Below are 12,330 nucleotides of genomic sequence, written 5' to 3'. Positions count from 1 at the left end.
AATTCTCAAATATTTATTTATTTTTTTAGTTCTGCTTGAGCAGCAGCTAATCTTGCAATTGGAACTCTGTAAGGTGAGCAGGAAACATAATTTAAACCTGCTTTAGAGCAAAACTCAATACTTTTGGGATCACCTCCATGTTCGCCACAAATTCCAAGTTTTAATTTTTTGTTTTGGCTTTTTCCTTTTTCAACAGCGATTTCAACTAAATCAGCGACCCCATCATCTATTGAAACAAATGGATCAATTGAAAATATTTTATTATCTAAATAATCATTTAAAAATTTTCCACTATCATCTCTGCTAATTCCAAAAGTAGTTTGAGTTAAGTCATTGGTACCAAAACTAAAAAACTCAGCATGTTTTGCTATTTCTTTTGCCTTTATAGCAGCTCTTGGTAGCTCAATCATTGTACCAACCATAAATTCTATTTTTGCTTTATGTTGTTTTTGAACTTCACTTGCAATATTTATTACTAAATTTTTCATGATCTTAATTTCTGCCTCTGTGGACACTAAAGGAATCATAATTTCTGGAAAAGCTGATCTAATTTTATTCTTTTTAAGCTCTACTAACGCTTCAAAAATAGCTCTACATTGCATCTCGTAAATTTCTGGAAAAGATATGCCAAGTCTACAACCTCTATGACCCAACATTGGATTTTGTTCATGAAGTTCTTCTATTCTAGACTCTACCTCTTTAATTGGAAGACTGACTACATTTGCAACTTCACTAATTTCTTTTTCTGTTCGAGGTAAAAATTCATGTAAAGGAGGATCAAGCAATCTAACTGTAACAGGTAACCCACCCATAATTTTAAAAATCTCTACAAAATCTTTTTTTTGATGAGGTAAAAGTTTATCAAGTGCTTTAGCTCTATCTTCTTTAGTTTTAGATAAAATCATTTCACGAACAGATAAAATTCTCTCTTCATCAAAAAACATATGTTCTGTTCTACAAAGACCAATACCTTCTGCTCCAAAATCTTTTGCTGTTTTTGTATCTTTTGGTGTTTCTGAATTTGTTCTAATATTTAATTTTCTAAAACTATCAGCCCATGACATTAATTTAGAAAAATCACCAGAAATTTCTGGTTTTACAGTTGCAACACTTCCTGAAATAATTCGACCTGTAGAACCATCTATAGTTATTACTTCACCTTCCTTGATTTCCATTGACGAAGTTTTAAATGATTTACTCTCATAATTTATATCAATTTCACTTGAGCCAGAAACGCATGGTCTACCCATTCCTCTAGCAACAACTGCAGCATGACTTGTCATTCCTCCTCTTGCAGTTAAAATACCTTTGGCTGCGTGCATTCCCTGAATATCTTCTGGAGAGGTTTCCACTCTAACTAAAATTGTATCTTGCATCATCCCTGTTAATCTTTCAGCTTCTTCTGAAGTAAAAACTACCTTTCCACTTGCAGCTCCAGGGGATGCTGGCAAACCATTTGCAATAACATTGATTAAACTTTTTTCATCTAAAGTGGGATGAAGCAAAGTGTCTAAAGAATTTGGATCAATTCTTAAAACAGCTTCTTTTTTTGAAATTAATTTTTCTCTAACCATATCAACAGCAATCTTTACAGCTGACTTAGCTGTTCTTTTTCCAGATCTTGTTTGAAGCATCCATAGTTTTTTATTTTCAACTGTAAATTCGACATCTTGCATGTCTTTATAATGTTTTTCTAATTTTTTTAAGATTTTATGGAGTTGATTATAAACACGAGGCATTACCTCTTCCATTGATGGAGCTTTTACTTTTGCTTGTTGTCTTGCTTTTTTAGTAATGTATTGAGGAGTTCTTGTGCCGGCTACAACATCTTCACCCTGTGCATTAATTAAATATTCACCATATATTTCATTTAAACCATCTGATGGATTTCTTGTAAATACTACACCTGTAGCACAATCTTCACCCATGTTACCAAAAACCATTGATTGAACATTTACTGCCGTTCCCCATTCAGCTGGGATTTGATTTAATTTTCTATAAACTTTGGCTCTATTACTTTCCCAAGATAAAAATACCGCACTGATTGCTCCCAATAATTGCTCATATACATCTTGCGGAAAATCTTTCTTAGCTTTTTCCTTAACAGTTCTTTTGAAATCTACGATTAATCCATCCCAATCATTTTCGTCTAAGTCAGTGTCTAAAAGTACTCCTTTAGTAAGCTTGTAATTTTCAATTAATTCTTCAAAATGATAACCTTCAACTCCCATCACTACGTTACCATACATTTGAATAAATCTTCTATAACTGTCTTTAGCAAATCTTCCATTAGAAGTTTTTGCAGATAATGCATTTACCGTTTTATCATTTAAGCCAAGATTTAAAATTGTATCCATCATACCAGGCATTGACACTCTAGCTCCCGATCTTACAGAAAGAAGTAAAGGATTCTTCAAGTCACCAAATTTTTTACCAACATCTTTTTCAATTACTTTTAATTCTTTTTTGATTTGTGATACTAAATTTTTATTCAATTTTTTTTTATCTTTATAAAAAAGTTCACATACTTTAGTTGAAATCGTAAACCCTGGAGGAACTGGAAGACCCATTCTTCCCATTTCAGATAAATTGGCACCTTTACCCCCTAAAAAATTTTTAGGGTTTTTTATCTTTTTACTATCTTTAGATTTAAAATTTAAAATTAGTTTTTTCATTAATGGGAATCTATTAGAGAAAAATTAACATAATAATCAAACGTTTTACATAACATTTGAATTAGTTCCAGTCTGTTTTTCTTAATCGCAGGGTCTTCCTCATTTACGATTACATTGTCAAAAAAATCAAAAACTACTTTTTTAGACTCTGCTAAATTAGCAAGCGATTGCTCAAAATTCTCGTCTTTATTGATGCTTTGAAAGTATTTTCTTAATTCATTAATTTTTTTAAACAAATTTTTTTCAAGTTCTGTTTTAAAAATACCAGGATCAGTTGTATTTGATAGATCAAGTTTATCATCTTTTAATTCACTATTTAGTATGCTTGATGCTCTTTTGTAGCTTGAAATAAGATCAATTCCATTTGGTTTATTAATAATTTTGTTTAAAGTTTTAGCTTTACCAAAAATAACTACGGATTGATCTAAACTACCCAAACTTGTTGAGGCCTGAATAATATCATGACGAATTTTCTCATCTTTCATGTAAAATTTCAATCTATCCATAAAAAAATCAACTAACTCATTTTGCATAGACTTATTTTCAAATTCAAAACCTTGGTCCATGTATAAACTGGATGAATAACTAATTAAGTCTCTTATTTTAAAATCTTTTTTATTCTCAACTATTGTTTTAATTACTCCTAAAGCCAATCTTCTTAGGGCAAATGGATCTTTAGAGCTTGTCGGTTTTTGATTTATTCCAAAAAAACCAACCAACGTATCTATTTTATCGGCTAACGATAGTGCAATACTGTAAGGTTTTTTGGGTATTTTTGAATTTAATCCCGCTGGTAAATATTGTTCACTAATAGCTTTACAAATATCTTTATCAAAGCCCTGTGCCTCTGCAAAATAACCTCCCATAATTCCTTGAAGTTCTGGAAACTCTCCAACAAGTTCAGAAACCAAATCTACTTTGCAAATAGATGCGGATAATTCAACCATATCTTTACTGATTAACAATTCATCTGAAAGCATCCCCCCAAGTTTTCTCATTCTTTGAACTTTGTCAAAATATGTTCCAAGACCTTTAAAATAATTCATAGATTTTAGTCTTGAAACTCTTTTAACTAAATTTTGTGATTTATCTTTTTGCCAAAAAAACTCAGCATCACTTAACCTGGCCTCTACAACTCTTTCATTTCCTAATTTTATAAAACCTTTTGAGTCTTTTTTATTTGTTACAACTAAAAATTCATTGGTGATATTTCCCCTCTTATCAAAAGTTGGAAAATATTTTTGATGATATTGCATTGTTATAATCAAAATTTCTTTTGGAATATTAAGAAATTTTCTATCAAATTCACACAATATAACATTTGGCTGATCTGTTAGATCTACAACTTCATCAAGTAGTTTTGGGTTGCTTTCAATCTTTATATTTTTTTTATTTGAAATCTCATTCAATTTTTTTTCTATTAAATCTTTTCTTTGCTTGTGATTAATAATAATATTCAATTTTTTAAAAAAATTGCTGTATTCCTTAAAATCAATAAATGTTTTTTTATTTTCTTCGTATTCTTTATCAATAAAAGTTGAGTTTGATGAAGTTAGGTGATGGAAATTAAAAGTTAATTTTTTTTTGTCAAATAATGCCAGTATTGATTTTAGTGGTCTACCCCAATTTAACTCAAAATCACCCCATCTCATTGATTTTTTCCATTGGATTTTTTGTAATACTAGTGGCACAAACTCTTCTAACAAATCTTGGGTATCAAGTTTTTTAGATTTTGTTTTAAAAAAATAAAACTCCCCTTTTTCTGTTACTTTTTTAAATAGATCTTTTTTAGAGATATTATTTGACCTTACAAAACCTTCCAGTGCAATTTCTGGTGCTGTTATATTTGGTCCTTTTATTTCTTCAGACTTTAAAACTACTTGTTTTTGTACATTTTCAAATACAATTATCAATCTATTTGGAGTAGAGTATGAAGTGTTTTTTTTGAAAGAAATAAATTTCTCAGTAAATAGTTTATTAAAACTATTTAACAATTCTTGTCTTAAATTCTTCTGAAGAGACGAAGGTATTTCCTCACTAAATAATTCTAAAAAAAATTCTGACATCTAGCTTTGACTATTTAGCCAAATACCTGCAGCTGCTTTAGTTATGTCTCGAATTCTACCTATGTATCCAGCTCTTTGAGCCACACTTATTGCTCCTCTAGCATCCAAGATGTTAAATACATGACTTGCTTTCAAACATTGATCGTATGCTGGCAATGATAATTTTTTTTCTACAAGAGATTTTGCTTCTAGCTCGTGCATATCAAAAATTTTAAATAAATTTTCTATATTTGCGTGTTCGAAGTTATATGCAGAAAATTCTTTTTCAGCTTGGTGAAAGACATCATGATACTTTACGCCGTCATCATTCCAGATTAGATCATAAACGTTTTTCTGTTGCTGTGTAAACATACATATTCTCTCTAATCCATATGTAATTTCAACTGAAACTGGTTTACATTCAAATCCTGCCATTTGTTGAAAGTATGTAAATTGTGTTATCTCCATACCATCACACCAAACTTCCCAGCCTAAACCAGCGGCTCCTAATGTTGGACTTTCCCAGTCGTCTTCAACAAATCTAATATCATGCTCATTATGATCAATTCCAATAACTGATAAACTATTAAGATATAGTTTCTTTATATTATCTGGAGAAGGTTTTATTAAAACTTGAAACTGATAATAATGTTGTAGTCTATTAGGATTATCACCATACCTTCCATCAGTTGGTCTTCTTGATGGCTGAACATAAGCAGCTTTCCAAGGTTTTGGTCCAAGCGATCTAAGTGTAGTAGCAGGATGAAATGTGCCAGCACCAACCTCCATATCGTATGGTTGTAAAACGATGCATCCCTTTTTACTCCAAAATTTTTGAAGATTAAGAATTGTCTCTTGAAATGATTGGAATTTATTTTGTGGTTTTTTTATTTTAGAAACCATATCTTTGCCAGATTGACCTTTCATCTAAGATGTTAGCTAATTGATCTACTTGATTACTTGAAGAAGATAATTTTTGACTCAACCATCCTTTAGATTTTTCAAATTTTTTAATTATAACGTCATCACCAAATTTATCTTTTAAAATTTTATGCGCATCTCCTATTCCATCTATCAATCCTAGATCTTTTGCCTTACTACCAGACCAAAATTCTCCTGAAAAAAGTTCAATCTCAGACTTGTTAAGCTTAGATCCTCTACTTTTCTCTACTACATCAATAAAATCTTTATGCAGATCTAATTGGATTTTTTTTAATCTCTCAATATCTTCATTTTTTTCTTCAAGAAAAGGATCTAATGTACTTTTGTTTTTTCCTGCTGTGTGAACTCTTCTTTCTACACCAATTTTTTTTATCAACTCTGTAAATCCAAATGAAGAATAGATCACCCCAATGGATCCAATGATTGAACTTGAGTTTGCATAAATTTCATCTCCAGCACATGAAATAAGATATCCTCCAGATGCAGCTACATCTTCAGCAAATACAATAACTTTTTTTTTATTCTTTTTAGCCTCTTCTCTAATGAAACTATAAATTAAGTGTGATTGTACTGGTGACCCTCCAGGTGAGTTTATAGTAATAGCTACACAAGTAGCTTTTTTAAGAGAAAAAGCTTTTTTTATGATCTCTTCTTGACCAGCAAAATCAATTCCTTGTTTAAATTTTCCTGCATTTCCAATAACTCCACTAAGTTTTATATGGGATACAGTCTTTTTCTTTTTAAAAAAAGAGAACATTTTTATTCCTTATAGAATTATTAATTGAATATATATAGGCTACTTATAATTGAAGAATTAGGTGCGTCAATTGATAAGTAATATATAAAACTCAATTATACTAACTTAAATTGATTATGGGAACTGTAGTACAACTTAAAAAACAAATAAACGACTCTTACTTTCAACTTAAAGATTCTGTTGAGGATAAACTGATTTTAACTGAGGAAAAAATTAAATCAAAATTAGCCAGTGATGTTGAGTTGGTGGAAAAAATGACAGGCTATCATGTTAAAACTGGTGGAAAAAGATTACGAGCCCTTTTAACTTTAGGTGCTGCAAAATTATGCGAATATTCCAAAGGATCAAGAGACATCAATCTAGCAGCGTGTGTAGAATTAATTCATAGTGCAACATTAATGCATGATGATGTAATAGATGAAGGTGTTTTAAGAAGAGGTAAAGAAACTCTGAATAAAGTCTGGGATAATCATTCTTCGGTTTTGATTGGGGATTACTTGCTGAGCAGATGTTTCGAAATGATGGTGGAGGATGGAAATTTAGAAATTTTAAAGTTATTATCATCGACTTCTTCGAAGATTGCTCAAGGAGAAGTTTTGCAACTTCAGCACAAAGGTGAGGTTGACATGTTAGAAGAAACTTACTTAAAAATTATTTCAGCAAAAACTGCGGAACTATTTGCAGCTGCAACAAAAGTAGGAGCAATTTTATCAAATGTAGCCTCAAAAAAAAAGGATGCTCTTGAATTTTACGGAAGAAATCTTGGTCTCACCTTTCAAATTGCAGATGACACTCTAGATTATAATTCTGATCTCAAATTATTTGGAAAAAAAATTGGTCAAGATTTTTTTGAAGGAAAAATTACTTTACCTGTCATTTTACTTTTTCAAAAAATAGACTTCGATGAAAAAAAATTATTAATTAATCTTTTTAAAAAAGATACAAGAGATAAAGATGACTTTAATGAAATAGTTTCTTTAATAAAAAAATATAATATTATTAAAGAATGCTATCAAAAAGCCCAACATTACATTAATCTTGCTTCAAATTCTTTAACTATATTTAAAGACTCAAAGGAAAAAGATATTCTTAAAAATCTTACTTCATTTAGTTTAGCGAGAAATTTTTAAGGGCTTAATAAAGATTTTATCCAATTTCCACTTTTATCAATAGTATAATTTAATCTTTCATGAATTCTACTATCTCCATCTAACCAAAATTCTATTCTTGTTGGTGATAAATTCCAACCAGACCAATGATTAGGTCTTGGTACATTATTTTCATCATTAAATTTTTGCTTATATTCTTTAATTGACTTTGTAAGTTCCTCTCTATTATTTAGTTCTTTACTTTGTTTTGATGCCCAGGCACCAATTCTACTATCATATCCTCTTGAATTGTAATATTGATCAGCTACTTTGTCTTCTACCTGCGTTATCGCTCCACTAATTCTTACTTGCCTTAAAAGGCTTTTCCAATGAAAACACATTGCAGCATTAGGATTTTCTTTAAGTTCATTTCCTTTCTGACTGTTTAAATTAGTATAAAATACAAATCCATTTTGATTAAACTCTTTTAACAAAACTACTCTAACTGAAGGTAGATTGTCCTTATTAGAAGTTGCCAAAGAAAGCGCATTAGGGTCATTGGGTTCCAGTTTTTTGGCTTCATCCATCCATACTTTAAATAATTGAATTGGATCATCTAGATCTAAAAAACAGTTATTAAGGCCAAGTAAGTTTTTTTGATTCATAATTTAAACAAAATAATCTATATATTATAAATAATGTCATTTAATACTTTTGGAAAGCTATTTCGTTTCTCAACATGGGGTGAATCTCACGGCCCTGCTATAGGTTGTATAGTTGATGGTTGTCCACCAAACATAAGCATAAATGAACAAGATATACAAATAGAACTGGATCGAAGAAAACCAGGACAATCAAAGTTTACTACTCAACGTAAAGAAGACGATAAAGTTCAAATTTTATCTGGTGTGTTCGAAGGAAAAACCACTGGGACCCCTATATCACTTATAATTTTTAACAAAGATATGAGATCAAAAGATTATAGTAATATAAAAGATAAATTTAGACCAGGACATGCTGATTTAACCTATTTTAAAAAATACGGTATAAGAGATTATAGAGGCGGTGGAAGATCTTCTGCAAGAGAGACTGCAGCTAGAGTTGCAGCCGGAGCAATAGCAAAGATTGTTTTACAAAAAAAATTAGGTAAGAAATTTAAAGTCATAGGTGCAGTTACTCAACTAGGAATATTGGGATGTGATAAAAATCAATGGGATGATAAAGTAATTTCAAAAAATCCATTTTTTTGTCCAGATAAATCAATGATCAGTCTCTGGGAAAAATATTTACTAGATATTAGAAAAAATGGATCTTCCTGTGGAGCTGTTATTGAGGTGAGAGCAAGAGGTATACCGGCTGGGCTTGGTGCACCAATATATTCAAAACTAGATTCAGACATTGCCTCTGGTTTGATGAGTATAAATGCTGTCAAAGGAGTAAATATTGGATCAGGAATGAATTCAGCACAATTAACTGGAGAACAAAACTCAGATGAGATTTCCCAAAAAGGTAAAAAATTAAAATTTGATTCTAATAATGCTGGAGGTATCTTGGGTGGTATATCAAGTGGCCAAGAAATTATTGCTTCATTTGCTGTAAAACCCACATCATCAATTTTAACAGCAAGAAAAACAATTAATAAATTTGGAAAAAATACCATTATATCAGTTAAAGGACGGCATGATCCCTGTGTGGGAATAAGGGCGGTTCCTGTTGGTGAAGCTATGATGAATTGTGTTTTATTAGATCATTATTTAATGAACAAAGCACAATGTGGTTAAATCTATTTTTAATTTTTAACTACTTTAATTGAGTCTTTTGTAAATAAAACATCTAAAATTTTCTTTGAAATTTGAGAAGCATTTAGTCCAGCAACATCGTACATTTTTTTAGGATTATCTTGTTCGATAAAAGTGTCAGGCAATGTCATTGATCTAAACTTTAATCCTTTATCAAATATACCTCGCTCAGCTAGTAAATTTTTAACATGAGAACCAAAACCACCTATCGACCCTTCTTCTATAGTTGTCATTACTTCATGTTGTCGAGCACATTTTAAAATAAGTTCTTGATCTAAAGGTTTAGCAAATCTTGCATCAACAATTGTTACTGACACACCTTTGTTCTTTAATTCCTCTGCTGCTAATTTACATTCTTCAAGTCTTGTTCCCAAACTTAAAATACATACTTGGTTTCCTTCTTGAATAATTCTTCCTTTACCAATTTCAATCTTTTCATCAATTGAAGGTAATTCAAGACCCATTCCTGTTCCTCGTGGATATCTAATCGCACTTGGTTTATCATTAATATCAATTGAGGTGTTAATCATTTTTACTAACTCAACCTCATCACTTGCAGCCATCACAATAAAATTGGGAAGAGTTGATAAATAAGTAATATCAAATGAACCAGCGTGCGTAGATCCATCTGCACCTACTAGGCCAGCTCTATCTATTGCAAATCTTACTGGCAAACTTTGAATAGCCACATCGTGAACAACCTGATCATAAGCTCTTTGTAAAAAAGTAGAGTAAATTGCAGCATAAGGTTTGTAACCTTCAGTAGCTAAACCAGCAGCAAAAGTTACCGCATGTTGTTCAGCTATACCAACATCAAACATTCTTTTTGGAAATTCTTTTCCAAAAATATCCATACCTGTTCCTCCAGGCATTGCAGCTGTTATACCAACAATTTTGCTATCTTTTTGAGCATGCTTGACTAGAGTGTTAGCAAATACTTTTGTATAAGCTGGCAGATTGCTACCACTTTTTACTTGTTCACCTGTTTCAACATTAAATTTTGACACACCATGGTAATGATCAGTAGCTTTTTCCGCATATGAATAACCTTTTCCTTTTTGTGTTTTAATATGGATCATAATTGGACCTTCATGTTTCAAGTCCCTTGCATTTTTAAGAATTGGAACAAGACTTGTTAGGTCGTGACCATCAATTGGACCAGCATAATAAAAACCTAATGAGTTAAATAACGTGCCTCCTGTAACTGCAGATCGCAGAAAATCTTCAGCTTTGCCTGCTTTTGCGCTAAACCGTTTTGAAAACGAAGACATAATCAATTTAATTGTTTCTCTTAGACTAAAATAAATTTTTCCAGTTAATAACTTTGCTAGGTAAGTTCTCATTGCACCTACTGGTTTTGCAATTGACATATCGTTATCATTCAAAATAACAATTATTTTTGTTTTTGATGCTCCAGCATTATTCATAGCCTCATAAGCCATGCCTGCGCTTATTGCACCATCACCAATTACAGCTATTACATTTGAGGATTTATTTGCTAATTTATTTGCTTCAGCAATTCCTAGTGCTGATGATATAGATGTCGAGCTATGAGCGGCACCAAAGGGATCATACTCACTCTCAGATCTTTTTGTAAATCCTGATAGTCCATTTCCTTGCCTTAATGATCTTATCTTATTTTTTCTTCCAGTTAAAATTTTATGTGGATAAGACTGATGACCCACATCCCAAATCAATTTATCATTAGGAGTGTCAAAAACGTAATGAAGAGCAACAGTCAATTCAACAACACCTAGGCCTGCCCCTAAATGGCCACCTGTTTCGGACACTGCACCAATCATCTCTTCCCTAACCTCCTCAGATACTTTTTGCAAATCATGTTCTGATAACTTTCTTAAGTCAGATGGAAAATTTATATCATTTAAAAAACTATAATTTTTCATTATTTTTCTCTGTATAAAATATAATTCAATGTTTCTCTAATATTTTTAGAATTTGAACCATATTTTTTTAAATTCTTATTTGTTTTTAAAATAATTCTATCACAATATTTAATTGCATTCATATAGCCAAGTAAGCCTATTAGTGTAGCCTTACCTTTCTTTTGATCTTTTCCTGTTTTTTTGCCAGCTATTTTAGAGTTACCTTTAAAGTCAATTAAATCATCAGCTATTTGAAATAATAAACCTATATCAGAACCAATATTTTCAAAAAATTTAATTTCATTAATATTTTTTTTCTTAATAATTGCTGGAGCAGCACAGCAAAAACTAAATAATTTTCCTGTTTTTTTAATTTCCATTTCTATAATCTTGCTTTGAGAGATCTTTTTTTTTTCATAGCTAAGGTCCAGATATTGACCACCAGCTATACCTAAGTGACCTGAGCATTCAGATAGTTTCTTAATTAAATCAATTTTAATTTTTTCATTTATTTTTAAAGTAGGACTTGCTAAAATTTCAAATGCCATTGTAAGCAATGAGTTTCCAGCAAGGACCGCTGTAGACTCTCCAAATTTAATGTGCGTAGATGGTTTTCCTCTTCTTATTTTGTCGTTATCCATACATGGTAAATCATCATGAATTAGTGAATAAGCATGAATACATTCTACAGCAGCGCCAATAGCAATTAATTTTTTATAATCTATTCCTAGCAATGAACCAACATCAATTAAAATTTTAGATCTGATTTTTTTTCCACCAGGAAACAAACCATACTTCATCGCTGGAATTAACTTAGAATTATTCTGCTTATCAAGAAATCTATCTAAAAAAAGGTTTGTATCTTTTGCAATCCTATCAAGTTTAATTTTCATTTTTTTTTAATGATTTCTTTAACTTTTTTACTGGTTTCTTCACTTATAGATCTAAAATTTTTATGAAATTTTTTTTCAATAATATTGTTCAATTTTAATAATTGCTGATAGCTTTCTACAGAATTATTTAGATCTTTTTCATTTTCTAAAGATTCAATTATTTGATTTGCTTGATCTGTTAATTCTTCAAGCGAACTTGTATTATTATCAGGTAGTAAATTTTTATCTTTCATATAATAATAATTATT

10 protein-coding genes are annotated in these 12,330 nt (G+C 30.7%); 2 read left to right on the top strand and 8 right to left on the bottom strand.

What is annotated here, in order from left to right:
• Positions 1 to 17: 17 nt before the first annotated feature.
• The 4 genes from ppdK to ACIJYA_RS01045 are packed head-to-tail and all read right to left on the bottom strand — an operon-like array spanning position 18 to position 6,419.
• Complete coding sequence (ppdK, locus tag ACIJYA_RS01060; protein ID WP_435088637.1) at positions 18 to 2,675, bottom strand: pyruvate, phosphate dikinase; 2,658 nt, start codon at positions 2,673 to 2,675, stop codon at positions 18 to 20.
• Positions 2,675 to 4,741, bottom strand: coding sequence for a glycine--tRNA ligase subunit beta (glyS, locus tag ACIJYA_RS01055; protein ID WP_435088636.1), 2,067 nt, complete (start codon positions 4,739 to 4,741; stop codon positions 2,675 to 2,677). The genes ppdK and glyS overlap by 1 nt, the downstream gene beginning before the upstream one ends.
• Positions 4,742 to 5,623: a glycine--tRNA ligase subunit alpha gene (locus ACIJYA_RS01050; protein ID WP_435089238.1), complete on the bottom strand. Its 882-nt coding sequence runs from the start codon at positions 5,621 to 5,623 to the stop codon at positions 4,742 to 4,744.
• Positions 5,613 to 6,419, bottom strand: coding sequence for a S49 family peptidase (locus tag ACIJYA_RS01045; protein WP_435088635.1), 807 nt, complete (start codon positions 6,417 to 6,419; stop codon positions 5,613 to 5,615). The genes ACIJYA_RS01050 and ACIJYA_RS01045 overlap by 11 nt, the downstream gene beginning before the upstream one ends.
• Positions 6,420 to 6,535: 116 nt before the next feature.
• Here ACIJYA_RS01045 and ACIJYA_RS01040 point away from each other — a divergent pair, with 116 nt between their 5' ends.
• Entirely contained in the window at positions 6,536 to 7,549 is a 1,014-nt protein-coding gene (locus ACIJYA_RS01040) for a polyprenyl synthetase family protein (protein ID WP_435088634.1), read from the top strand.
• On the opposite strand, the gene pdxH is transcribed toward ACIJYA_RS01040, so the two are convergent.
• Entirely contained in the window at positions 7,546 to 8,172 is a 627-nt protein-coding gene (gene pdxH, locus ACIJYA_RS01035; RefSeq protein ID WP_435088633.1) for a pyridoxamine 5'-phosphate oxidase, read from the bottom strand. The two genes, ACIJYA_RS01040 and pdxH, sit on opposite strands and share 4 nt — an antisense overlap.
• A 33-nt stretch (positions 8,173 to 8,205) precedes the next feature.
• On the opposite strand from pdxH, the gene aroC reads away from it, so the two are divergent.
• The gene (aroC, locus tag ACIJYA_RS01030; RefSeq protein ID WP_435088632.1) at positions 8,206 to 9,288 is read left to right on the top strand and encodes a chorismate synthase; all 1,083 of its coding nucleotides are present in this window, start codon (positions 8,206 to 8,208) and stop codon (positions 9,286 to 9,288) included.
• A gap of 8 nt (positions 9,289 to 9,296) precedes the next feature.
• Here aroC and dxs read toward each other — a convergent pair whose 3' ends face one another.
• From dxs to ACIJYA_RS01015, 3 genes are read right to left on the bottom strand one after another with little or no spacing between them, the layout of a single operon-like run.
• On the bottom strand, positions 9,297 to 11,210 hold the full coding sequence (dxs, locus tag ACIJYA_RS01025; protein ID WP_435088631.1) for a 1-deoxy-D-xylulose-5-phosphate synthase: 1,914 nt from the start codon (positions 11,208 to 11,210) through the stop codon (positions 9,297 to 9,299).
• Positions 11,210 to 12,082 (bottom strand): polyprenyl synthetase family protein, encoded by an 873-nt coding sequence (locus ACIJYA_RS01020; protein WP_435088630.1) that lies wholly within the window; start codon positions 12,080 to 12,082, stop codon positions 11,210 to 11,212. Before ACIJYA_RS01020 ends, dxs begins: the two co-directional genes overlap by 1 nt.
• A complete protein-coding gene (locus ACIJYA_RS01015; protein ID WP_435088629.1) occupies positions 12,079 to 12,315 on the bottom strand; it encodes an exonuclease VII small subunit in 237 nt (78 codons plus the stop codon). The genes ACIJYA_RS01020 and ACIJYA_RS01015 overlap by 4 nt, the downstream gene beginning before the upstream one ends.
• Positions 12,316 to 12,330 lie beyond the last annotated feature (15 nt).

The sequence above is a fragment of the Candidatus Pelagibacter bacterium nBUS_29 genome (assembly GCF_051200905.1).
Classification (GTDB): Bacteria; Pseudomonadota; Alphaproteobacteria; order Pelagibacterales; family Pelagibacteraceae; genus Pelagibacter.
Note: the sequence above shows the minus strand (reverse complement) of the source record. Positions and strands in the feature narration are given on the sequence as shown.

Bases quoted from the DNA above. Each gene is read 5' to 3' on its own strand.
- ppdK (WP_435088637.1), bottom strand. From the start codon at position 2,675: ATGAAAAAACTAATTTTAAATTTTAAATCTAAAGATAGTAAAAAGATA.
- glyS (WP_435088636.1), bottom strand. From the start codon at position 4,741: ATGTCAGAATTTTTTTTAGAATTATTTAGTGAGGAAATACCTTCGTCT.
- ACIJYA_RS01050 (WP_435089238.1), bottom strand. From the start codon at position 5,623: ATGGTTTCTAAAATAAAAAAACCACAAAATAAATTCCAATCATTTCAA.
- ACIJYA_RS01045 (WP_435088635.1), bottom strand. From the start codon at position 6,419: ATGTTCTCTTTTTTTAAAAAGAAAAAGACTGTATCCCATATAAAACTT.
- ACIJYA_RS01040 (WP_435088634.1), top strand. From the start codon at position 6,536: ATGGGAACTGTAGTACAACTTAAAAAACAAATAAACGACTCTTACTTT.
- pdxH (WP_435088633.1), bottom strand. From the start codon at position 8,172: ATGAATCAAAAAAACTTACTTGGCCTTAATAACTGTTTTTTAGATCTA.
- aroC (WP_435088632.1), top strand. From the start codon at position 8,206: ATGTCATTTAATACTTTTGGAAAGCTATTTCGTTTCTCAACATGGGGT.
- dxs (WP_435088631.1), bottom strand. From the start codon at position 11,210: ATGAAAAATTATAGTTTTTTAAATGATATAAATTTTCCATCTGACTTA.
- ACIJYA_RS01020 (WP_435088630.1), bottom strand. From the start codon at position 12,082: ATGAAAATTAAACTTGATAGGATTGCAAAAGATACAAACCTTTTTTTA.
- ACIJYA_RS01015 (WP_435088629.1), bottom strand. From the start codon at position 12,315: ATGAAAGATAAAAATTTACTACCTGATAATAATACAAGTTCGCTTGAA.